This is a genomic window from Streptomyces sp. NPDC025793, assembly GCF_055558375.1.
The window spans coordinates 203,288-225,665 of record NZ_JBVHMR010000013.1 but is presented as its reverse complement, the minus strand read 5'-3'; the positions used below and the strand labels follow the sequence as shown (position 1 = coordinate 225,665).

The 22,378-nt window shown below is 72.4% G+C and carries 22 protein-coding genes and 1 pseudogene; 11 read left to right on the top strand and 12 right to left on the bottom strand.

Going from position 1 to position 22,378, the window contains the following annotated elements; all coding sequences use genetic code 11:
- Positions 1–10: 10 nt before the first annotated feature.
- From ACZ4MF_RS25085 to ACZ4MF_RS25065, 5 genes are all read left to right on the top strand, one after another.
- Complete coding sequence (locus ACZ4MF_RS25085) at positions 11–1,027, top strand: polyprenyl synthetase family protein (RefSeq protein ID WP_467494161.1); 1,017 nt, start codon at positions 11–13, stop codon at positions 1,025–1,027.
- Positions 1,028–1,131: 104 nt separating this feature from the next.
- A complete protein-coding gene (locus tag ACZ4MF_RS25080; RefSeq protein WP_467494160.1) occupies positions 1,132–2,100 on the top strand; it encodes a threonine/serine dehydratase in 969 nt (322 codons plus the stop codon).
- Positions 2,101–2,246: 146 nt separating this feature from the next.
- Positions 2,247–3,851, top strand: a complete 1,605-nt coding sequence (locus tag ACZ4MF_RS25075) for a serine/threonine-protein kinase (protein ID WP_467494159.1) — start codon at positions 2,247–2,249, stop codon at positions 3,849–3,851.
- A 64-nt stretch (positions 3,852–3,915) separates the two neighbouring features.
- Positions 3,916–5,004, top strand: a complete 1,089-nt coding sequence (locus ACZ4MF_RS25070) for a hypothetical protein (RefSeq protein ID WP_467494158.1) — start codon at positions 3,916–3,918, stop codon at positions 5,002–5,004.
- Positions 5,005–5,206: 202 nt separating this feature from the next.
- Entirely contained in the window at positions 5,207–5,620 is a 414-nt protein-coding gene (locus ACZ4MF_RS25065) for a VOC family protein (RefSeq protein ID WP_467494157.1), read from the top strand.
- Here the strand turns inward: ACZ4MF_RS25065 and ACZ4MF_RS25060 are convergent.
- Positions 5,592–6,170 (bottom strand): DUF6328 family protein, encoded by a 579-nt coding sequence (locus ACZ4MF_RS25060; protein WP_467494156.1) that lies wholly within the window; start codon positions 6,168–6,170, stop codon positions 5,592–5,594. The genes ACZ4MF_RS25065 and ACZ4MF_RS25060 overlap by 29 nt on opposite strands.
- A 55-nt stretch (positions 6,171–6,225) precedes the next feature.
- Positions 6,226–7,209, bottom strand: a complete 984-nt coding sequence (locus tag ACZ4MF_RS25055) for an aldo/keto reductase (protein WP_467494155.1) — start codon at positions 7,207–7,209, stop codon at positions 6,226–6,228.
- 179 nt (positions 7,210–7,388) lie between these two features.
- Between ACZ4MF_RS25055 and ACZ4MF_RS25050 the strand changes: the two are divergent.
- Positions 7,389–7,913: pseudogene (locus ACZ4MF_RS25050) on the top strand (FAD-binding protein); the annotation flags it as partial.
- A gap of 96 nt (positions 7,914–8,009) precedes the next feature.
- On the opposite strand, the gene ACZ4MF_RS25045 reads toward ACZ4MF_RS25050, so the two are convergent.
- The 4 genes from ACZ4MF_RS25045 to ACZ4MF_RS25030 form a co-directional block, all read right to left on the bottom strand.
- Positions 8,010–8,606, bottom strand: a complete 597-nt coding sequence (locus ACZ4MF_RS25045) for a TetR/AcrR family transcriptional regulator (RefSeq protein ID WP_467494154.1) — start codon at positions 8,604–8,606, stop codon at positions 8,010–8,012.
- Entirely contained in the window at positions 8,603–10,099 is a 1,497-nt protein-coding gene (locus tag ACZ4MF_RS25040) for an MFS transporter (protein ID WP_467494153.1), read from the bottom strand. Before ACZ4MF_RS25040 ends, ACZ4MF_RS25045 begins: the two co-directional genes overlap by 4 nt.
- 115 nt (positions 10,100–10,214) lie before the next feature.
- Positions 10,215–11,036, bottom strand: a complete 822-nt coding sequence (locus ACZ4MF_RS25035; protein ID WP_467494152.1) for a lipase family protein — start codon at positions 11,034–11,036, stop codon at positions 10,215–10,217.
- Between the two features lie 112 nt (positions 11,037–11,148).
- Positions 11,149–12,345 carry an FAD-dependent monooxygenase gene (locus tag ACZ4MF_RS25030; RefSeq protein WP_467494151.1) on the bottom strand — a complete coding sequence of 399 codons (1,197 nt, stop codon included), beginning with the start codon at positions 12,343–12,345 and terminating at the stop codon, positions 11,149–11,151.
- A gap of 334 nt (positions 12,346–12,679) precedes the next feature.
- Here ACZ4MF_RS25030 and melC1 point away from each other — a divergent pair, with 334 nt between their 5' ends.
- The gene (gene melC1 / locus ACZ4MF_RS25025) at positions 12,680–13,069 is read left to right on the top strand and encodes an apotyrosinase chaperone MelC1 (protein WP_467494150.1); all 390 of its coding nucleotides are present in this window, start codon (positions 12,680–12,682) and stop codon (positions 13,067–13,069) included.
- Between the two features lie 35 nt (positions 13,070–13,104).
- On the top strand, positions 13,105–13,926 hold the full coding sequence (melC2, locus tag ACZ4MF_RS25020) for a tyrosinase MelC2 (RefSeq protein ID WP_467494149.1): 822 nt from the start codon (positions 13,105–13,107) through the stop codon (positions 13,924–13,926).
- Between the two features lie 21 nt (positions 13,927–13,947).
- On the opposite strand, the gene ACZ4MF_RS25015 is transcribed toward melC2, so the two are convergent.
- Positions 13,948–14,652, bottom strand: coding sequence for a ribonuclease H family protein (locus tag ACZ4MF_RS25015; protein ID WP_467494148.1), 705 nt, complete (start codon positions 14,650–14,652; stop codon positions 13,948–13,950).
- Between the two features lie 38 nt (positions 14,653–14,690).
- On the bottom strand, positions 14,691–15,485 hold the full coding sequence (locus ACZ4MF_RS25010) for a VOC family protein (protein ID WP_467494147.1): 795 nt from the start codon (positions 15,483–15,485) through the stop codon (positions 14,691–14,693).
- A gap of 393 nt (positions 15,486–15,878) precedes the next feature.
- Here ACZ4MF_RS25010 and ACZ4MF_RS25005 point away from each other — a divergent pair, with 393 nt between their 5' ends.
- The 3 genes from ACZ4MF_RS25005 (at position 15,879) to ACZ4MF_RS24995 (ending at position 19,324) form a co-directional block, all read left to right on the top strand.
- Entirely contained in the window at positions 15,879–17,315 is a 1,437-nt protein-coding gene (locus ACZ4MF_RS25005; RefSeq protein ID WP_467494146.1) for a family 2B encapsulin nanocompartment shell protein, read from the top strand.
- A gap of 16 nt (positions 17,316–17,331) precedes the next feature.
- Positions 17,332–18,384: a family 2 encapsulin nanocompartment cargo protein terpene cyclase gene (locus ACZ4MF_RS25000; RefSeq protein WP_376293174.1), complete on the top strand. Its 1,053-nt coding sequence runs from the start codon at positions 17,332–17,334 to the stop codon at positions 18,382–18,384.
- 64 nt (positions 18,385–18,448) lie between these two features.
- Complete coding sequence (locus tag ACZ4MF_RS24995; RefSeq protein WP_071385249.1) at positions 18,449–19,324, top strand: geranyl diphosphate 2-C-methyltransferase; 876 nt, start codon at positions 18,449–18,451, stop codon at positions 19,322–19,324.
- Between the two features lie 81 nt (positions 19,325–19,405).
- Here the strand turns inward: ACZ4MF_RS24995 and ACZ4MF_RS24990 are convergent, their stop codons facing one another.
- The 4 genes from ACZ4MF_RS24990 to ACZ4MF_RS24975 form a co-directional block, all read right to left on the bottom strand.
- Complete coding sequence (locus ACZ4MF_RS24990) at positions 19,406–19,888, bottom strand: VOC family protein (protein WP_467494145.1); 483 nt, start codon at positions 19,886–19,888, stop codon at positions 19,406–19,408.
- Positions 19,889–19,968: 80 nt separating this feature from the next.
- Positions 19,969–20,370 (bottom strand): helix-turn-helix domain-containing protein, encoded by a 402-nt coding sequence (locus ACZ4MF_RS24985; RefSeq protein WP_467494143.1) that lies wholly within the window; start codon positions 20,368–20,370, stop codon positions 19,969–19,971.
- Between the two features lie 67 nt (positions 20,371–20,437).
- Positions 20,438–20,890 (bottom strand): ATP-binding protein, encoded by a 453-nt coding sequence (locus ACZ4MF_RS24980; protein WP_467494142.1) that lies wholly within the window; start codon positions 20,888–20,890, stop codon positions 20,438–20,440.
- Positions 20,891–21,004: 114 nt separating this feature from the next.
- Positions 21,005–22,312, bottom strand: coding sequence for a DUF6777 domain-containing protein (locus ACZ4MF_RS24975; protein ID WP_467494141.1), 1,308 nt, complete (start codon positions 22,310–22,312; stop codon positions 21,005–21,007).
- Positions 22,313–22,378 lie beyond the last annotated feature (66 nt).

Here is a 22,378-nt window from a genome sequence, read left to right as displayed (position 1 = left end):
CGCGTGGCCCGTGGCGGTGCAGGCACCGCCCTCCGCTCCCGAAGTCCTCGTCCGCTGCCGGGAGTTGGTCCTCCCCGCGCTCCAGGAGGCGGTGGCCGGGCTGCATCCGTGGGTGGCCGAGATGGCCGCGTACTCCTTCGGCTGGTGCGAGGTCGGCGGGGCACCCGCGGCCGCGTCCGGCGGCAAGGGCGTACGGCAGGCGCTCGCGGTGCTCGGCGCCGAGGCGGCCGGCGCCGACGGCCGGGCCGGTGTCCCGGCGGCGGTCGCGGTCGAGCTGGTCCACGCCTTCTCGCTGCTGCACGACGACATCATGGACGGCGACGGGACCCGGCGCCGCCGCCCGGCAGTGTGGAAGGCGTACGGCACGGGACCGGCGGTGCTGGCCGGGGACGCCCTGTTCGCCCTCGCCGTGGAGACCCTGGCACGCGCTCCCCAGGGTCCGGGCGCGGTGCGGCTGCTGTCGGCGGCCCTCGCCGATCTGGTCCGCGGGCAGGCGGACGACCTGCTGTTCGCGACCCGGCCCCCGACCGGCCCGGAGCGGGTGACCCCCGAGGAGTACCGGGCGATGGCTGAGGGCAAGACGGGCGCGCTGCTGGGCTGCGCCGTCGCGCTGGGCGCCGCGCTCGGCGGGGCACCCGAGGCCTCGGTCGGCGCGCTGGAACAAGCCGGACGGCAGCTCGGCGTCGCCTTCCAACTGGTCGACGACGTCCTGGGAATCTGGGGCGATCCGGCCGTCACCGGCAAGCCCGCGGGCGGTGACCTGCGCGAGCGCAAGATGACGTACCCGGTGCTGGCGGCGCTCGCCTCCCCCGTGGCCCGCGGGCTGCCCGAGCTGCTCGGCCGCCCGGAGCGGGCCGAGGAGGCCGCCGCGCTGATCGAGGCGGCGGGCGGCCGTACGGCGGCGCTGGCGCAGGCCCGGAGACACACGGGCGCCGCGCGGGCGATCCTCGCGGACGTGCCCCTCGCCCCCAAGGCCGCCGGGGAGCTGCGCACGCTGCTGGACCATCTGGCGGGCCGCGAGCTGTGAGGCCCCGCGGGCCGGCCGCGAAACGGTGTTGACCTGGGCAGTCCACGCGGGAAAGGGTGCGAGGGACGCGGGTTCCCACCCCCGCGTCGGAAGGGTGGAGCACCGTGATCGGCATCTCGGACATCGAAGCGGCGGCGGAGCGGATCGCCGGACACGTCGTACGGACGCCGACCGTGCCGAGCCCGGGGCTGACCGAGCTGCTCGGTGTCCCGGTCACCGCCAAGCTCGAACTGCTCCAGCGCACCGGCTCGTTCAAGGCGCGCGGCGCGACCGCGAAGCTGCTGTCGCTGAGCGGGGCCGAACGGGCGGCGGGCGTGGTCGCGGTCAGCGGCGGCAACCACGGCATCGCGCTCGCGGTGATGGCGGCGGCCCTCGACGTGAAGGCGACCGTGGTGATGCCACGGACCGCACCCGCCCGGTCCCTCGCGCTCGCCGAGGCCGCCGGGGCGTCGGTGCGGCTGACCGACGGCATGGACAGCGCGTTCGAGCTGGTGACGCGGCTGCGGGACGAGGGGCTGACCCTGGTCCATCCGTTCGACGACCCGGTCGTGATCGCGGGGCAGGGCACGGTCGGACTGGAGCTGGCGCAGGACGCGCGCGACACCGCCGGGCTGACGGACGTGATCGTCAGCATCGGCGGGGGCGGGCTGATCGCCGGCGTCGCGGCGGCCCTCGCCGCCCTGCGCCCCGGGGTGCGGGTGTGGGGTGTGGAGACCGAGGGCGCCGAGGCGATGTCCGGCGCGCTGAAGGCGGGCAAACCGGTGCCGGTACCGCTGTCGTCGCTGGTCACCACGCTCAGCGCGCCCTCCGTGTCCCAGCTGACGTACGACCATGTCGCCACGCTGGTCGAGGAGGTGCTCGTCGTTCCGGACCGGGACGCCGTGCAGGGCTGTCTGGACCTCGCCGAGCACGCCAAGGTGTGGGCCGAGCCGGCCGCGGGCTGTCTCCTGCCGGCGGCCCGGCAGGTGCTGGCCCGGGTCGGCGACGAGGCCCGGCTCGGCCTCGTGGTGTGCGGGGGCAACACCACACCCCGCGAACTCATGGGCTGGGCCGACCGGTTCGGGCTGACGTGAGCGCGGCGGAGCGCGTTCCGGAAGCCCCGGAGCGGGGCGCTCCCGGAATCCGTGGAAAAAAGGGGGCGCATCCGGGAATTCTTTGAACGCACCCCCGCGCGCCCTGCGTACCCCTGGGAGACACGGGACAGGGGTTTCAGCGAGGGATGACCATGGTCGAGGCGCACGTCTCCGCACACGAGTTGGTCGCAGGCCGGTACCGGCTCCTGGAGGTGTTCTCCCGTGAGACGAACCGCCTGTGGTGGTACGCCGAGGACGTGACCGCCGAGCAGCCGCGGCTGGTGGCCCGGACCACCCTGCCGGCGGACTGCGACGCGGACACCCTGCGCCGGGTCACGGCCCGGGTCGTGCGGACCTCGGAGACGATGCGGCTGCTGTGCCCCGGCCGGGTCGCGGTGGTCGTGGACGCCGTGGTCGAGGCCGGCGCGCTGTGGACGGTCACCGAGTGGATCGACGGCACGCCGCTCACCGAACTCCTCGACCACGAGGGCTCGTTCAGCCCGGCGCGGTCGGCGCGGATCGGCCTGGAGGTGCTGGAGGTGCTCCAGGCCGCGCACGACGGGGGCATCACGCACGGCGAGCTGAGCCCCGGCCAGGTCTTCGTCCCGGAGGGCGGACCGGTCGTCGTCACCGGGTTCGGGCTGGCAGGGGCGACCCTGGTGCCACGGCTCACGGCACCGTCGTACGCCTCGCCGGAGCAGGCCCGTGACGAGCGGATCGGCCCGGCCGCGGACCTGTGGGCGCTGGGCGCGCTGCTCTACACGATGGTGGAGGGCCGGCCGCCGTTCCGGGACCGGGGCCGGCCCGAGGCCACGCTGAAGGCGGTGGACCGGCTGCCGCTGCGCACCCCGCTGCGCGCGGGCCCGCTCACCCAGGCCGTGCAGGGGCTGCTGCGCAAGAACTCGCGCGAACGGCTGCCGCGGCCGGTGACCCGCGAGGCCCTGACCCGGGCTCTGGACGAGGACGGCGACACCGGCCTGCCGACGGGCCCCGAGCCCCGGCTGCGCGGTGGGTACCCGAGTCTGCTGCGGCTCGGCGGGCCGGAGCGGAGCCGGCGGGCGCTGGCCGCCGGCAGCGCGGTGGCCGTGGTCGCCGTCGCACTCGCCGCCCTGGCCGTGACCCACCAACTGCCCGGCACCGCCACCGGCACGGCGCACGCACCGGCACGCCCCATCACCTCGGCCGCCCCTCCCACCCCTGCCGACGCACCCACGGCCACCCCGACGGCGTCCACCTCGCCCTCCCCGTCCCCCTCCTCCTCCGCAACGGCTCCGTCCGCGCTGCCCGCCGGCTATCACCGCTACACCGCACCGGAGGGTTTCTCGGTGGCGCTGCCGAACGGCTGGAAGCGGCTGCTCACCGAGCACGCCGGGGAGCGGTACCGCATCACGTTCGGCGCGGGCGGCGCCACCCCCACCCTGGCCGTCACCTACAGCGAGCACGTCGGCCCGGACCCGGTCGCCGTCTGGCGCAACGACGTCGAACCGTCCCTGGTGCGACTCCCGGGCTACCAGCGCGTCGGCGCCTTACGGGCCACCACCTACCAGGGCGACAAAGCCGCCGACCTGGAGTGGCTGGCGGGGACCGGGGACGCCCGGGTGCACACCTTCGGCCGCGGCTTCCTGATCGGCGGCGACCGGAGCTTCTCGCTGCGCTTCACCACCCCCGCCTCGGCCTGGGACGACGCGGTGAACCGGCTGGCGCTGAAGACGTTCCTGGCCACGTTCCGCGCGGCCGATATGTCCCGATAGGCTTTCCTGTCCGCGCCCGCTCCCGGGTGCGGTCCGTCGAGTCATCCTTGCAGGAGAGACATCCGTGACCCTGGTCATCGACCCGTCCGGGACGTCGGAGACGTCCGAGAGCAGCGCCGTGGCCGAGCCGTCCGCCCCGGCCGCGGCGCCGCTGTCCGACCTCGTGGCGCGCGACGCCCGTGAGTTCGGCGTCTACGCGCGCACCGGAGGCTGGGCCTTCGCGCTGATGGTGGCGCGCAGTGTGCGGCCGGGCGGGCAGGCCGCCGGTGAGACGCCGAAGGTGTCGGCAAAGGAGTTCGCGCAGCTGGCCGACTGCTCCCCGGAGCGGGTCATGCGCTACTACAGGGCCTGGGACCGGGCCGCCGACGACGCACTCGTGCCGCACTTCGAAACCCTCGAACCCGGCCAGGACATCGAACTGCCGGACGCGGACGCGTGGTTGAACTACTACGTCTCCCGAAACAGCGCGACCTCCGAGCGCGGCACCGCCATCGCCGAGGCCGCGCAGTCCGAGGGCATCCGTCCCACCAAGGCGCTGGAGGTCGCCGAGAATCCGACCGCGCTGCGCGCCGCGATCCTCGCCGACCCCTCCACCGCCCGCGCGGCCCGCAGCGCCCTGCTGGACCGGCTCCGCGACGATCCCGAGCTGCAGGCCGAGCTGGCGCGTGACGTCGTACGCACCGACGACCTGAAGAAGGCCGTCGCGACCGAGAGCCGGGCGGCCGACCGGATCGGCTACGTCCGCCGGATCGCCGAGTCCGGGCAGATCAAGACCCCTGCCGGGCAGACCGTCGACGCCCCCGTCGAGCTGCGCGAGGAGGCCGAGCGGCATCTGTCGCTCATCGACGAGCTGACGGACGACGAGGACACCGGCGAGTGGGCCACCGAGGCCTACGACACGATGAAGTCGCTGGTCGCCGACGCGGTCGAGGCCGACCCCGAACTGCGCGTCCAGGAGCAGCGGACCAGGTTCTACAACAGCCTCCAGAAGGCCACCCATGCGTTCGAGGAGCTGACCTTCGACGACGCCCAGGACTTCCAGGAGGAGGACATGGACGAAGCGGTCCAGCGTCTGGAGGAACTCCAGCAGGCCATCGGCACGTGTCTGACGGCACTGCGGGGAGCGCGCGGGGGACAGCAGCCGCGGGACTGAACGGTTGCCCCGGCCGACGATGATCATTAGAGTCGGCCGGGTGACTGCCGGGTCGGCCTTGGGCCATGCACGAGTGAGGGTCCCGGCCTCGGCGTGAGCGCGAGGCGGGCGAGAGGCCCGCCGCCGTCTCCGAGTGTTCCCGCCCCGGCGCCCGTACGGCGCCGTTTCCAGCGAATCCCGACACCCGGAGACACACCCACCGATGCAGACCACCGCACAGCACACGCCCACGCCCGCCGTCCGCCTCGACCACACCGCCGTGCTCGCCAGGGACCGGCGGCTGTCGGCCGAGTTCCTCGCCGCCGTCCTCGGCCTGGAGGTCGGCGCCCCCTTCGGCCCGTTCCTCCCCGTCGACCTCGGCAACGGGGTCACGCTCGACTACTACGAGCAGCGGGACGAGCCGGTCCAGCCGCAGCACTACGCGTTCCTCGTGCCCGACGAGCGGTTCGACGGCATGATCGCCCGGCTGGACGCACTCGGCGTCCCGTACTACGCCGATCCGCACCACGGCGAGCCGGGCCGGATCAACCGGCTCTTCGGCGGCCGCGGAGCCTACTTCGCCGACCCGTCGGGCCACAACATGGAGATCATGACCCGGCCCTACGTCCGTCCCTAGGCCCTGTACGGCCGTCCTCGCCGCCGCTGCCGGGTTCTCGGCGCGGCGGCGCGGCCCCGGTGTCCGGGCGGATCGTGTGGCGGCACCGGATCCACAGGGGCAGGGCGTACCAGCACACCAGGTACCAGGCGACGATGCCCGCGACCAGCCAGGTCACCTCGCTGCCGTGCGTGGCCACCCGCAGGATCAGCAGGAGCGCCGACGTCGTCGTCGTGACCAGCAGGAGCAGGCCGATGAAGGTCAGCCGGGAGGCGATCCGCACCGCCTGCGGCTTGACCCTGCGGCCGGAGACGAGGCGATGCAGCGACACCGGCCCGATGAGGGCTCCGGTCGCGGCGGCACCCAGCACGACGGTCACGATGTAGATGACCTGCTCGCTGTGGGGCAGCGTGGCGTACTTCGGGTAGAAGACGACCGTCAGCAGGAAGCCGAAGAGGATCTGCACGCCCGTCTGGGCGACGCGGACCTCCTGGATGAGTTCACCCCACATCCGGTCGGCCCGCTCGTCCTCGGTCTCGTCGCGCCCCGTGCGCCGGCCTTCCTCCGCCATGGGGTCCGTGTAACCGTCCGGCCGTTCCTTCAAACGACCGCCGTCCGGGCGGCGGCTACCAGCGCTGCTCGACCTGGTCCTTGATCCGGCGGTCGTAGAGCGCGCGGATCGCGGTGACGGTGTCCTCGGGCAGCGGCGGCAGCTTGGCGGCGGCCGCGTTGGCCCGGGCCTGCTCCGGACTGCGGGCGCCGGGGATGACCGTCGTCACGCCGTCCTGCTCGACGATCCAGCGCAGGGCCAGCTGGGCCGGGGCGTATCCCTCGGGGGCGAGCGCGGCGAACTCGGCGGCGGCCTCGACACCGGTGGCGTAGTCGACGCCGGAGAAGGTCTCGCCCTGGTCGAAGGCCTCGCCGTGCCGGTTGTAGGTGCGGTGGTCGTCGGCCGCGAACACCGTGTCCTTGGTGTACTTGCCGGACAGCAGGCCGGAGGCGAGCGGCACGCGCGCGATGATGCCGACACCGGCCTCGCGGGCGGCGGGCAGCACCTCGTACAGGGGCTTCATGCGGAACGGGTTGAGGATGATCTGCACGCTCGCCACGTTCGGCCGGGCGATCGCGGTCAGCGCCTCGGCGCAGGTCTCGACACTCACCCCGTACGCCGCGACCCGCTCCTCCGCGACGAGCGTGTCCAGCGCGTCGTAGACCGCGTCGGAGGAGTAGACGGGGGTCGGCGGACAGTGCAGCTGGACCAGGTCGATGCGGTCGACGCCGAGGTTGCGGCGCGAACGGTCGTTCCAGGCACGGAAGTTGTCCAGGACGTAGTTCCCGGGGAGCTGCTCGGCCCGGCGGCCCATCTTGGTGGCGACCAGCACATGCAGATCGGGGCGGGTGCGCAGGAAGGAGGCGATGGCCTCCTCGCTGCGTCCGTCGCCGTACACGTCGGCGGTGTCGAAGAACGTGACTCCCGCCTCGGCCGCCGCCTCCAGGACGGACAGGGCCTCCTTCTCGTCCACACGGCCCCAGTCGGCGCCCAGCTGCCAGGTGCCCAGACCCACCACCGAGGCCCACTGGCCCGACCTGCCGAATTCGCGTTCGTCCATGGCGCCAGTGTGTCATCCGGCACCGGCCCGCGCGGAACAGGCCGCTCCGGCAGGCTTCCTGGGCGCACCTGGGCGTGGACTGTGCGCTTTTCACCCGCTCGGGTGATAGCGGTGGACGAAAGCGCGGTGGGCGTACAGCGCGACCCTACCGTGAGCCCGTGATCGAACGCTCTACGGACGTGCCTGGCAACTCTCCTTCTCCATACGGAAGTTCATGGCCCGTCAGCCGCCGTGGCCTGCTGCGCGGAGCGGCCGGAGCCGCCGCGTGGGCCGCCGCGCCGGTGCCGCTCGCGGCCGACCCGGCGGCGGCCGCGGCCGAACTCCCCGGGTTTCCGGCCGAGGTGAGGCTGTACCGCTCGGCGTACCGCAACCGGGCGGGCGAGATCACCGCCGACGGGCTGTGGGCCTGCGCCCCGGCCGGGCCGGAGCAGGTGCTCGCCGTGGTCGACTGGGCCTGGCGCGCCGGCTGGCGGGTCCGCGCACGGGGCCGCTCGCACGGCTGGTCGCCACTGACGATCACCGAGGGGACGACGACCGGCACCCGGACCCTGCCGGTCGACACCGCCCTCCATCTGACCGGTCTGGCCCTGGAGTCCGGTTCGGCGGTCCGCGCCGGCGCGGGCGTGACCATGGAGACCCTGCTCACCTTCCTGGAGGGCCACGGGCTGGGCCTCACGGCGACGCCCGCGCCCGGCGACCTGACGCCTTCGCGACCCGCGCCGGGGGCGACGGCCCGCTGGTCGCCGCCATCCGCAGGGCCGCCGGGGCCCTGCTCACCGGGCCGGACGAGGCGTGCCGGCTCAGCCCTGCGGGGTCAACTGGGCCTGGACCAGTGGCCCGTAGCGCTCGGCGACGGCGTCGGCGTCGGTGGCGCGCAGGTGCGGTCCGCGGGCGATGCCGTACATCACGCCGAGGCCGACGAGCGCGGCGACGGCCAGTTCGGCGCGCAGTCCGGGGTCGGGACCGGTGAGCCGGGCGGCGAGGCGTTCGGTGACCTGGCCGCGGAAGTTGGCGCGCAGGATCTCGCCGCGGTCGCCGTGCAGCGGGGCGAAGGCGATGCGCAGCAGCGGGTCGGCGCCGCGGTCGCGCTGGCCGGTCAGGACGTGCCGGGCCATGTGCCGGCCGAGGTCGGGCAGCGGCGCGTCGAGCAGGGCGTCCGCGTCGGTGTCGAAGGACATGACGCGGGCGAACAGGGCGTCCTTGTTGCCGAAGTACTTCAGGATCAACGGCGGGCTGACACCGGCCCGTTCGGCCACCGCCTTCAGGGTGATGTCGGCGTGGGCCTGCCGGGCCAGGAGGTGGCGGGCGGCCTTGACGATGGCGGCCTTGGTGACCTCGGCGTCACGGCGGCCGGGGGCGCGGGTGTCCGGCCCGGGTGGGGTGCTCACGGTACTCATGTTCCCGCCGGCACCCCGTCGCGCGCGCCGCAGGTGGCGCGCCGGGCCCGGCCGGTCCCGTCGGCGGGGCCGCCGTCGTCCGGGATGGTCAGGGCGGCCGCGCAGGCGGCGAGGGCGACGGCGCCCGCCATGGCGAACGCCAGCAGATAGCCGTGCAGGGTGGGGACCGGGACGCCGCCGACGGGGCTGCTGTGGTGGACGAGGACGGCGGCGACGGCGGCGCTGGAGACGGCCTGCCCGATGGTGCGCATGAGGACGTTGACGCCGTTGGCGGAGGCGGTCTGCCCCGCTGGGACCGCGCGCAGGATCAGGGTCGGCAGCGCCGAGTAGGCGAGGGTGGTGCCGGTCGCCACCACCGTGGCGCCCACGATGATCATCCACAGGTCGCGGCTGTCGGCGATGCGCACGGCGTAGCCGCAGGCGATGACGGCGGCGCCCAGGGCGAGGGTGATGCGCGGGCCACGGGCGGCGGAGATCCGGGCCGACAGAGGCGAGAACAGCAGCATGGTCACTCCGCCGGGCAGCAGGCACAGACCGGTGGCGACGATTGACAGGCCGAGGCCGTAGTCGGTGGTCTTCGGCGTCTGCACCAGCTGGGCGGTGACGAGGGAGTTGGCGTAGAAGGCGAACCCGGTCAGCAGGGCGGCCACGTGCGACAGCCCCACCCGCGGCCGGCTGACCAGCCCCAGGTCCACCAGCGGCCGTTCGGTGCGCAGTTGCTGCCACCACCACAGGGCGAGGATCGCGAGGGCGGCGAGGAACAGCCCGAGGATTTGTGCACTGCCCCATCCCCAGGTGCCGCCCTGCGAGACGCCCAGCAGCAGGCACACCAGCCCGGCGGCGAGTCCCAGCGCGCCGAGCACGTCGAACCGGCCGGGCTCGCGCATCGGCGACTCCCTGACCGCCCACCAGGTCGCCGCGACGCCCAGCGCGCCGAGGGCGCCGGTGAGCCAGAACATCGTGTGCCAGTCGGCGTACTGGACGACCAGCGCGGCGAGCGGCAGGCCGAGCGCGGCGCCGATGCCGACCGTGGAGCTCATGAGGGCCACCGCCGCGCCCCGTCGCTCCGGCGGGAGTTCGTCGCGCAGGATGCTGATGGACAGCGGGACGACGCAGGCTGCGGCGCCCTGGAACGCGCGGGCGGCGATGAGCACGCCGATGTCCGAGGTCAGGGCGCAGATCACCGAGCCGAGGGTCATCAGCACGAGCGCGGCCGTGAGGACCCGCTTCTTTCCGTACATGTCGCCGGCCCGGCCGAGCACCGGGGTGAGGACGGCGCCGGAGAGCAGGGTCGCGGTGACCGTCCAGGAGACGGCCGCGGCGGACGCGCCGGTCAGCCGGGGAAGGTCCGGCAGCAGGGGGACGACGACGGTCTGCATGACCGCCATGAGGATGCCGCCCGACGCGAGCACCGGGATGGTGCACCGGTCCCGCGGCGCGCGGGGCGCGGCCGGGGTGCCGGACGGCTGGGGTATCGGGGCAGGCTGGTCCATCGGCGCTCCCGGGGACGGTGCGAGGGCATGGTGAGAAAGAGTGAATACCCATTCACCGTATCGAGTGAATGATGTTTCACCGACGCCTTTCGCCCCGGCCCGAGCCGCGCTCCGGTCAGCCCAGGTTCTGCTCCAGCGCCTTCAGGTAGTTGCGCATGAAGTGGTCGCGGATTCCGTCGGACGCGGGCGCGAAGACGTCCGCACTCGCTCCCGCGATCCGGTCGGTGAGTGCCGAGAACATCGGCATGCTGTCGTGCAGTTTGCCCTTGGAATCGATGTAGCGCAGGGCCCGGACATGGGTGAAGACGGGCTCGGGCGGCAGCTGGGGCACGATGTCGTTGTTGTTCACGAAGCGGTACGTGCGGCCCCCGAGTCCCTGGTGGAACGCCTCGGCGAGGACCGCGTCGCAGGTGCGCGGCTGGCCGAAGGTGTAGATGCCGTCCGCCGCGAGGTTCGGGTGCTCCAGGTACATCCGGGCGCCGGTGAGCATGGCGAGGGCGCCGCCGAGGCTGTGCCCGGTGAAGTACAGGATCTGTCCGTCGGTGCGCAGGTCCTTGAGGGTCGCCTCGACGTCCGGGTACACCGAGCGCAGCGCCGCGGCGAAGCCGTGATGGACGTGCCCGCTGCCGCCGGGGCCGGTGACGGGCGGGGTCGAGGCGTCGGTGAGCCAGTCCTTGATCTGGGTGGGTTCGGTGCCGCGGAAGGCGATGACGATCATCCGGTCGCCGGCCATCGTGTAGGCCTGGGTGTCCTGCAACGGAAACGGCGGGGTGAACCGGGTCCGATGGTGCCGCACCTGATCGAAGCCCCACTTCGCGGCCTGTTCCTCGATGGTGGCTTCGTCCTTGTACGCGAGGTCGGACGCACGGGCGAGCCAGTAGGCGCGTCGCACGCTGTAGCCGGTCGAGGTCTGGTCGAAGGTGTCGGGCATGGCCATGGGCGGGGCTCCTTGCGGGTGGGGGAATTCAGGGAGAGGCGGGCGGGGGGGAATTCAGGGAGAGGCGGGTGGGGGAATGCGGTGGGGGCGCGGAGGACCGACGTGCCGAGTCTCAGCGGCCCCGCGCACGGACGTGCAGCGCGCGGGCCGCGCGCGGGCCGAGCCAGCGCTTGAACCGGCGCAGCACCTCCAGTTGCCCGGCCGCCTTGTCGAGGCCGTAGTAGAGCTGCGGTGGGACGTACGGCAGCAGCGGTGAGTGGCGCTGGCCGAGCAGGGCGAACATCCGGTGCGGGGGCAGGTGGATGTAGCGGGGCAGGTTCTCGTACCAGCGGGCGCTGTAGCGGGCAGCGCTCTGGACGGACAGCAGCTCGGACAGGCGCCGGCGCTCGTAGGCGGCGAGCGCCTCGGGCAGGCCGGGGTGCGTGCGCAGGGCGTCGGCGAGGCACATGGCGTCCTCCAGGGCGAGGGTGGTGCCGGCGCCGATGGAGTAGTGGGTGGTGTGGGCGGCGTCGCCGAGCAGCACCAGGTTGCCGTGGTGCCAGGTGCGGTTGGTGAGGGTGCGGAAGTTCAGCCAGCCGGCGCCGGGGCGGCCGATGAGCCCGTGGCCGTCGAGCACGTCCTCGAAGAGCTTTTCGAGGAGCGAGAGTCCCTCGGCCTCGTCCATCCGGTCCAGGCCGAGGCCGGTGAAGGTGTGTGGGGAGCACTCGACGACGCAGGTGCTGTGCGCGTCGCTGTAGCCGTAGCCGTAGGCCCAGATCCAGCCGTGCGGGGTCTCGGCGAAGGTGAAGGTGAAGGCGTCGAAGACCTTGGTGGTGCCGAGCCAGATGTAGTGGTTGCGGCCCGCGGCGATCTCGGTGCCGAAGGCGTCGGCGTGCCGGGTGCGCAGCGCGCTGTGCACCCCGTCGGCCGCGACGACGAGGTCGGCGTCCGCGGGCGGTTCGGTGAGTTCGCTCTCGTACTCCAGCCGTACGCCGAGCGCGCGGGCCCGCTCGGCGAGCAGGTCGAGCAGCCGGTGGCGGCCGATGCCGAAGCCCTCGTCCCCATGATGACGGGTCGTCAGGTTCCGGACGTGGGCGACTCCGTCGCTCCAGCGGACGGAGGCGTCCTCGACCGCCCGCGCGGCGTCGGGGTCGTGGACCTGGAGCCGGTCGAGGAGGCCGCGCCAGTACGTCACACCCCAGCCGTACGTCGACCCCTCGGGGTTGCGCTCATGGACGGTGATGTCGTGGGACGGGTCCTGCCGCTTGAGCAGGATGGCGAGACACAGGCCCGCGGGCCCGCCTCCGGCGCAGACGACCTTCACAGCCATACCCCTGTCTGTCACTGAACGTGGTCGAACGGGACCGCAGGGTAGCAGTGCGGGCAAGCCTTTCGATCGCGTCAGTTTGGCGTGGTGAGCAGCACCACTCGGACAGACGGAACCAGCGAAAGATCGTCGAAAAGGCGGTCGGCGCGGCAAGGAATTGGCCGTTCCGGAGAAGATCCACCTCCCGACGCGACAAGATCAACTTCGTTCAACCCTGTATGACATGTGGCCAATTGTCCGGATCACGGCCAACCGGTTCCGGGAGATTTCTCCCCGTACCCACCCCCTCGATAGGCATGCGTCGTCACCACCAAAAGCACCCTTCAGGAGGACCCGCATGCCCGACATCAGCCGTCGCCGCGCGCTCACCGCCGCGGCAGCCCTGGCCGCGACGGCCACCGCCGCGACCCTCGTCGCACCCGCCGCCTCGGCCGCCGGCCACGAGCACCCCATGCCGATGCCGCCGCACCCCGACACCTTCGACGAGGTCTACAAGGGCCGCCGGATACAGGGGCGTCCGATGAGCGGAGGCGGCCACCACGCCGAACACGGCGGCGGATTCGAGGTGTTGATCGACGGCGTCGAGCTGCACGTGATGCGGAACGCCGACGGCACCTGGATCAGCGTCGTCAGCCACTACGACCCGGTGGCCACCCCGCGCGCCGCCGCCCGCGCCGCGGTGGACGAGCTCCAGGGCGCCCCGCTGCTGCCCTTCCCCGCCAACTGACCGCCCGCACAAGGACTTTCGGAGCATCGCGCACCATGACCGTACGCAAGAACCAGGCCGCCCTGACCGCCGACGAGAAGAAGCGGTTCGTCGACGCCGTCCTCGCGCTCAAGCGCAGCGGGCGCTACGACGAATTCGTCCGCACGCACAACGAGTTCATCATGTCGGACACCGACACCGGCGAGCGGACCGGCCATCGCTCCCCGTCCTTCCTGCCCTGGCACCGCAGATTCCTGCTCGACTTCGAGCGGGCGCTCCAGTCGGTGGACTCGTCGGTCGCCCTGCCGTACTGGGACTGGAGCACCGACCGCACCCCGCGCGCCTCGCTGTGGGCACCGGACTTCCTCGGCGGTACCGGCCGCAGCTCGGACGGCCGGGTGATGGACGGCCCGTTCGCCGCGGCGGCCGGCAACTGGCCGCTGACCGTGCGGGTCGACGGCCGTACGTTCCTGCGCCGCTCGCTCGGCACGGGCGTGCGCGAGCTGCCGACCCGCGCCGAGGTGGAGTCGGTGCTGTCCATATCGACGTACGACATGGCGCCGTACAACAGCGCCTCGGACGGCTTCCGGAACAACCTGGAGGGGTGGCGCGGGGTCAACCTGCACAACCGGGTCCACGTCTGGGTCGGCGGACAGATGGCCACCGGCGTCTCCCCCAACGACCCGGTGTTCTGGCTGCACCACGCCTATGTCGACAAGCTGTGGGCGCAGTGGCAGAGCCGGCACCCGGGCGCGGGCTATGTGCCGACCGGCGGGACGCCTGACGTCGTCGACCTGAACGAGACGATGAAGCCGTGGAACGACGTGCGTCCGGCGGAACTGCTGGACCACACGAAGTTCTACACCTTCGACAGCTGACGGCCGGCCGCCGACGCCCGGTCAGGCCTCGGCGGTGCGGCACTCCGGGTGGCCCCAGCCCTGCGCGTTCTTGGCGATGGACTCGCCGGCCGCGTAGGAGCGGCCGCACAGGCAGCGGCCGGGGAACTTCGCCTTGATCGTGCGCGAGGACGTGCCGCCGGCCGCCCCGCCGCCGGTGCGGCGGGGCGCCTTCCTGCGCGGGGCCGCGGCCTTCGGGGTGTCCGGCGAGGGCGGCGGCGCCGGGGAGCCGAGCGCGCTGCCGGCCTCCTCCTGCACGGAGGCCGCCTGGCTGGCGGCGCGGTCGGCGAAGTCGTTCAGCGGGTCGCCGTCCGCCTGGTGGGCCGGGACGTAGCGGAACTCCACGGACCGGCCGTCGAGCAGCTCGTCGATGCGCACGACCAGGTCCTGGTTGGCGACCGGCTTGCCGGCGGCGGTCTTCCAGCCGTTGCGCTTCCAGCCGGGCAGCCAGGTGGTGACGGCCTTCATGGCGTACTGGGAGTCCATGCGGATCTCCAGCGGCACGTCCGGCGCGATCGCCGCGAGCAGCCGCTCCAGAGCGGTGAGTTCGGCGACGTTGTTGGTGGCCCGGCCGAGCGGGCCGGCCTCCCAGCGGGCGGGGGTCCGCTCGTCGTCGGAGACCACCCATGCCCATCCGGCCGGTCCGGGGTTTCCCTTCGAAGCCCCGTCGCACGCGGCCACCACACGTTCACGCATACGCACGATCATGCCATGGGCGCGCGGGCGGCCTCTCCGGCGCCCTGACCTCACACGTCCTTGACCGACGGCATCTCTCCTTCGGTGGTCGTGACGTCGATCACCGAGAAGTCCGCGCCCTGCGGATCGCTCAGCGCCGCGAACCGGCCGAAGGGGCTGCTCATCGGCCCGAAGCGGAGGACGGCGCCGAGCTTGACGGCACGCTCGACCGCCCGGTCGCAGTCGTCCACGGTGAAGTAGACGTTGATGTACGACGGCACCTCGGGCGGGAAGTCGTCGGTCATCTTCATCCGCCCGAGGACGGGGTCGCCGCCCACGTCGAACATCCGGTAGTCGACGGCGTGGTCCTCCATCTGTTTCATCCGGTACGGGAAGACGGCGGACAGGAAGGTGTCGGCCTTCTCCGGTTCCCGCGTGAAGACCTCGGCCCAGCAGTACGCGCCCGGGGTGCCGGTCGCCTCGAAGCCCCCGTGACTGCCCGCCTGCCAGACGCCGAACACGGCCCCGCTGGGCTCCCGGGCCAGGCACATCGTGCCGAAGTCCCCGACCTGCATGGGCTCCATCAGCACCTCCCCGTCGTTGTCCCGGACCTTCTGCGCGGTGGCGGCGGCGTCCGGCGCGGCGAAGTACAGGCACCACTGCGACTGCCCCTCCTGGCCCGGCATGGGCGGGACGACGGCGGCCACCGCCTTGCCGTCCACATAGGCTTGTGTGTAGTTGCCGTACTCCGACGACGACTCGCCGAAGGTCCAGCCGAGGACGTCGCCGTAGAAGCGCTTGGCTCCCTCGACGTCACTGAACATCGCGTCGGCCCAACAGGGCGTTCCCTCGGGTTGCACGGCCATGCTGACGACCCTCCTGGTGCGGTATGTCCGGACACTCGCGCTTGCCGCCCCGCTGCTCACGCTAGCCATGCCGCCGTCGGCCCGCGCGCCGAGCGACCGGGACCGAAGCGGGACACCGACCGGTCACGGAAAGTAGTGGTCTGGACACTTCAGGTCGCCCTTGAGAGTGAACGACGCAGAAGAAACCCAGCTGCGGCGGCGAGCGGAAGCGTGCATTCAGCAGCGCGCCGCATGTTTGACACAAACGGCGGGTTTGCACAACCCGCGCGCACACCCGCCCCCTTTCACGCCTTACCCGGTGATCATCCGGCCTGTTTGGCTGGGCGTGCGCAACGCCACTGGCACACCACTGCCCCATCCCGTCACCCCCGTTCCGCCCTGCCTGGAGGGAAAGTGTCCACACCGGACAGCGCCACCGGTTCCGTCGTCGAAGAACCCGCCCCCGACCCGGACGGGCAGCTCAGCAGTCTGAGCACCCGGGCGGCACGCCAGCTCACCACGACCACCAAGTCCGAACCGCAGATGCAGGCCATCACCTCCCGATGGCTGCTGAAGACGCTGCCGTGGGTGGACGTGAAGGGCGGCACCTACCGGGTGAACCGCCGTCTCCAGCTGCGCACCGGGCGCGGCCGGGTGCACTTCGAGCACAACGGCGCCGACGACATCCGGGTGGTTCCGGAGACCCTGACCGAACTGCCGGTCCTGCGCGGCTATCCCGACGGCGAGGTGCTGCGGGAGCTCGCGGGCCGCTTCCAGCCGCGCGAGGTGCGCGCCGGGCAGGTGCTGTTCGAGGCCGGCCAGCCGGTGACCGAGGCGTACCTGGTCGTGCACGGCCGGTTCACCCGCTACACCAACGGCAAGTACGGCGCCGAGGAGATCACCGGGATCGTCTCCGCCGGCGACCAGATGGGCGACGAGGCGGTCGGCCAGTCCGACCCGCTGTGGCTGTCCTCGGTGCGCGCCGACACCGCGGGCGTGGTGCTCTCACTGCCCTGGACCGCCATCCAGGAGGTCACCCGGCGAGTGCCGGCCCTCGCCGCGCATCTGCAGGCGTACGTCGAGCAGCAGCGCATGCCCATGAACCGCAAGGGCGAGGCCGAGGTGCCGGTGCAGGCCGGCCATGTCGGCGAGCCGACCCTGCGCGGCGGCTTCGTGGACTACGAACTCGCCCCGCGCGAATACGAGTTGTCGCTCACCCAGACCGTGCTGCGGGTGCACACCCGGATCGCCGATCTCTACAACGACCCGATGGACCAGACACAGCAGCAGCTGCGCCTGACGGTCGAGGAGATCCGCGAGCGCCAGGAATGGGAGCTGGTCAACAACCGGGAGTTCGGGCTCCTGCACAACGTCGACTACGGCCAGCGGATCAGCACCTTCACCGGCCCGCCGACCCCGGACGACATGGACGAGCTGCTGTCCATGCGGCGCAAGACCAAGGTGTTCCTCGCCCACCCGAGGGCGATCGCGGCGTTCTTCCGGCAGTGCAACCGGCGCGGTCTGGTGCCCGGCACCGCGAGCGTCGACGGGCACGAGGTGCCGGCCTGGCGCGGGGTGCCGATCTACCCGTGCAGCAAGATCCCGATCCGCGACGACCACACGACCAGCATCCTCGCGCTGCGCACCGGCGAGGCCGACCAGGGCGTCATCGGCCTCTACCAGACCGGTATCCCGGACGAGTTCCAGCCCGGCCTGAACGTCCGCTTCATGGGCATCAACGAACAGGCCGTCATCAACTACCTGGTCACGGCCTACTACTCGATGGCCATCCTCGTCCCGGACGCGGCAGGGATCCTGGAGAACGTCCAGCTCGGCCGGACCGCCGACTGACGGCCTGGAGCGCGCCATGAGCACACCCACCACCGCCTACACGCTGCCCGGACCGCCGAACCTCGCCCAGGCCCTGCGCCCGGTGCGGCGCACCGGCGTGATCCCCGGCCTGCGCTGCCGACCGGCCGTGCCCGCCGACCCGGAGAAGGCCGCCGAGATCGACCGCCGACTGGAGGAATGGGCCCGGGAGCTGGACCTGTTCCCCGAGTCCTGGACGGGGGACTTCTCCGGCTTCCAGTTCGGCCGGGCCGTCGTCCTGCAGCACCCGGGCGGCCTCGATCTGGACCGGCTCACCGCGGCCGGCAAGCTGCTGCTCGCCGAGAACATCGTGGACTCCTGCTACTGCGAGGAGGACGAGGGGCGGGGCGGATCGCGCAGCGGCCTCGGCGGCCCGCTGATCATCGCCCAGTCGGCCCTCGACCCCTACCACGGCATCCCGGAGCTGGAGGCCGAGTGGCGCGAGGGCATCCAGGCCGACGGCCCGCTGCGCTCGTACCACCACGCCCTCGCGGACTACGCCACCTTCGCCACCCCCAGCCAGACCGACCGGTTCGTCCACGACATCGCCCGGCTGCACCTCGGCTATCTCGGCGAGGCCGCCTGGATGGAGTCCCGGTACATGCCGCGGATCTGGGAGTACCTGGTGATGCGGCAGTTCAACAACTTCCGCCCCTGTCTGTCGCTGGTGGACGCGGTGGACGGCTACGAGCTGCCCGAGCAGGTCTACGCCCGCCCGGAGATCCAGCGGATCACGGCCCTCGCGTGCAACGCCACGACGATCGTGAACGACCTGTACTCCTTCACCAAGGAGCTGGCGAGCGATCCGGACCACCTCAACCTGCCCCAGGTGGTCGCCGCCAACGACCGACGCGGGCTGAAGGCGGCCTACCTGAAGTCCGTCGAGATCCACAACCAGGTCATGGAGGCCTTCGAGGAGGAGTCGGCCGCCCTGTCCGCCACCTCACCCGTGATCGCACGCTACGCCGAGGGCCTGGCCGCCTGGGTCTCCGGCAACCACGAGTGGCACGCCACCAACACCAACCGCTACCACCTGCCCGACTACTGGTGAATCACCCGATCACCGGCAGTCCGGCCGCACCGCAACGCCGTCACATTATCCAGAGGAGTCTTCGTTGACCACCGCCCCCGCCCGCACCACCACCGTTCCGGTCCCGACCCAGTCCATCTACCAGACCCGGGTCGCGGACTACTGGAACGCCGAGGAGAATCCGGTCAACCTCGAACTCGGCAGGATCGACGACCTGTACCACCATCACTACGGCATCGGTGAGGCCGACCGGTCGGTGCTGGAGGAGCCCGACCCCGAGCTGCGCAAGGAGCGCATCACCAGCGAGCTGCACCGGCTGGAGCACGCCCAGGCGGAGCTGCTCGCCTCCCACCTCGGCCCGCTCACGCCCGCCGACCGGGTCTTCGACGCCGGCTGCGGCCGGGGCGGCGGCAGCATCGTGGCGAACCTGCGCCACGGCTGCCACGCCGACGGAGTCACCATCTCGGCCAAGCAGTGCGACTTCGCCAACGAGATGGCCCGCAAGCGGGGCGTCGACGACAAGGTGCGCTACCACCACCGCAACATGCTGGACACCGGCTTCGAGACGGGTGCGTACGCGGCCTCGTGGAACAACGAGTCCACGATGTACGTCGAGCTGGAGCTGCTGTTCGCCGAGCACGCCCGGCTGCTGCGCCGCGGCGGACGCTATGTGACGGTCACCGGCTGCTACAACGACACCTACGGCCGGGCATCGCGCGAGGTGTCGCTGATCAACGCGCACTACATCTGCGACATCCACCCGAGGTCGGAGTACTTCCGGTCGATGGCGAAGAACCGGCTGGTGCCGGTCCATGTGGAGGACCTGACCGCGGCGACGATCCCGTACTGGGAACTGCGCAAGCAGGCCGACCACCTGGTGACGGGCATCGAGGACGCGTTCCTGGACGCCTACCGCAACGGCAGCTTCCAGTACCTGCTGATCGTGGCCGACCGGGTCTGATCCCGAGGTCGGCAGCGCGGGGCGTCGAGGCACGCGGAGGTGTGCCCCGACGCCCCGCCGACCGGTCGTAAGGCTGTTGCCCTACTCCCCCGCGTACGCCTTCTCCAGGGCGGCGACGTCCAGCTTGCCCATGCTCAGCATGGCGTTGGTGACGCGGGCCGCCTTCTGCGGGTCCGGGTCGTTCAGGAGGTCGGTCATCCGGTCGTAGACGACCTGCCAGGAGACGCCGTACCGGTCCTTGAGCCAGCCGCAGGGGCCGGGCTCGCCGCCGCCCTCGGTGAGCCTGGTCCAGTAGGAGTCGATCTCGTGCTGGTCGGCACAGGAGATCTGGAAGGAGATCGACTCGTTGAACGTGAACTGGGGGCCGCCGTTGAGGGCGATGAACTTCTGGCCGTTGGCCGTGAACTCGACCACCAGCACCGATCCGGCCGGACCGGGCCCGGCTTCGGTGTAGCGGGTGACGTGGCCGATGGACGAGTTCTTGAAGACCGACACGTAGAACTCGGCGGCCTCCTCGGCCTTGCCGTCGAACCAGAGACAGGTGGTGAAACCGTCGGTGGTCATGAGTACCTCCTGGGCGGGGAACGCGGTCATCAGTACCGACCGGACCGCGCGGCGAAACTCATCGGCCAGGGCGGAGCCGGTCAGGCCGCCAGGCAGAGCGCGTTGGACGGCCGGTACGGTGCGACGGCCGGGCGTCGGTGCACGCCGGTGCGCCGCGTGAACTCGCCGTGTACCAGCGACAGCAGGTCGCCGAGACCCAGTCCGAGGGCGTGTGCGGCGGCCGCGAGGACCTCCGAGGAGGCCTCTTTGCGACCGCGCTCGATCTCGGAGAGGTAGGGCAGCGAGATCCGGGCCGTGTCGGCCACGTCCTTCAGCGTGCGGTCCTGCGCCCGCCGCTCGCGCCGCAGCACCTCTCCGACCAGATCACGCCAGAGGGGCTCTCTGCCGGCCCCCTCCGCCGGTCGCGTCTCGGGCGCCTGCGGACGGACGGGCGCGGGCCGCAGCGGGATCACTCGGGCTTCGTTGCTCACCTGGTTGGTCACCCACGTCAGCCTAGGAGCCGCAGGCCACGGGGCAAGGGCCCGGCGTTGCGCCCTGAGGGAAACCGGCTCAGCGCCTGAGCACGAAGCGGGCCCGCACCCGCTTGCCGACGGGGACGCGCTCGGCGGTCACTTCCACGGCCAGGGCGTCGACGATCTCCAGGCCGTGCCGTCCGACGCGTGCCGGGTCCCTGGGGTAGCGCAGGGGCAGCGCGGAGCTGCTGTCGTAGACACACACCGTGACCGCGTTGTCCGTGCCCTCCAGCTCCAGGATGTAGGGGCCGTTGCTGTGCCGCTCGGCGTTGGTGACCAGCTCGCTCACGAGCAGGAGCAGTTCGCCGTCGGCGCCGCGGTCGGGCACGGCGCACCACTCGGTCTTCAGCTGCTCCAGGAACCGCGCCGCGAAGGCCCGCGCCTCCGCTATGGAGCCGGGTTCGCCGGTGTAGTGCTCGGCGCGCCGCAGCGGTTCCACGGGTACATCGAAACCAGTCGGTATCACGTCCCCGCCCACGTACTCGGTCATGCTGTCTCTCTCGAATGCCGGATCCGGCCTTTCGTCCGTTGCACCAGATCTCGTACCCCGAGCCGGGCTCGGCAGTCCCCCGAAGCGTTCGCCGAGCGCGCACAGTGGCGATGGTCACCCTCCGGACGGGCTCGGGGACGGTGATACCGGCCCGGCGGAGGAGGGCGTGGAGGTCGAGGGGGGCGAGGAGGACGCCGCTGGGGGCGACCCGGCCGACGCCGACTCCGGCGACGCGCCGGAGGAGGGCGGAGACGACGACGGGGAGGACGACGGGGAGGACGACGGGGAGATCGGCGGGGAGGTACTCGGCGACGCAGGAGTCGACGAGGGGGAGGCGGACGGCGAGGACGAGGGGGGCGACGGGGACGTCGGGGACGCGCTCGGCGAGGTCGGGGACGAGGTCGCCGTCGAGGGGCTCGGCTTGCCCGACGGGGACGGGCAGTGGCGCGCGCCGGGCGGGCACGACGGCGACGCCGACGGCGAGGGCGAGGGCGGCGGGTTCCAGGGGTGCGGGTCCTTCGGCGGCCTGGCGTGTTGGTCGTGCTGCCAGCCCTGGTCGCCGTGCGGGCGGTGGATCCAGTCGTCGTGGTGGGGGTCGTAGAGCACGAAGACGTCGACGACCGTCGGCGCGGGCGTCACGACGACCACGTTCGAGGGCCGGTACGCCGGCCAGCGCGGGCCCACCAGCCGAGGCGTGTTCTTCTCGGCGACGGGCGAGGTCAGCGGATTGCCGCAGGCGCAGCGCACCCGGGGGACGCCGTGGCTGTCCACCAGGACGGCGGTGCCCGCCTGGAGCACGGACTGGTAGCTGGTGGCGGCGCCGTCGCGGTAGCCGTGGTTGGTGACGCGCGTGTCGACACGCAGCTGGACCGGGGTGAGCGAGCGCAGATAGGCGGGTACGCCGGACGGCTGGACGCCGGCCACGGAGGCGAACGCCCGGGTCTTGGCCGAGTCCGCCTGGAGGGCCTTGATCTGCTGCCCGACGTCGCAGGCGGCCACGTTCTGCGTGCCGCCGTACAGGCCGGGCGCCCCGCCCTGCACGCCCTGCACCGTGCCCGTCGGCGCGGAGGGCGCGGCGGAGGCGGAGGCGGGGGGCGGGACGGAACTCCGCTTGGCCGTCGATGCCGTGAAGGGGTCCTGGCCGGCGCTGGCGGCCGGCTGGAGGAAGACCTCGCCGCCCTTGGCGGACGAGCCGCCACCCGAACGGGTGAAGACGACGGCGAGCACCACGGCGGCGACCACGACGGCGCTGAGGGCGGCGATGCCCGGTACGGACCTCCACCACGGCCCGTGCGGCTCCTTGGGCCCGCCGGCGCCGCCCGAGGGTCCCCCGGGCGGGCCGGAGGGCGGCTGGGAGGAACCCGACAGCGGGCCGGGGGGCGGGCCGGAGGGGCGGCCGGAGGACGGAGGTTCGACGCTCACGAGCACCTCTTCCCGTCGCAGTACCGTTCGGTGCCTTTAGTTCGTTCGGCTGCACATTGAGCCCAT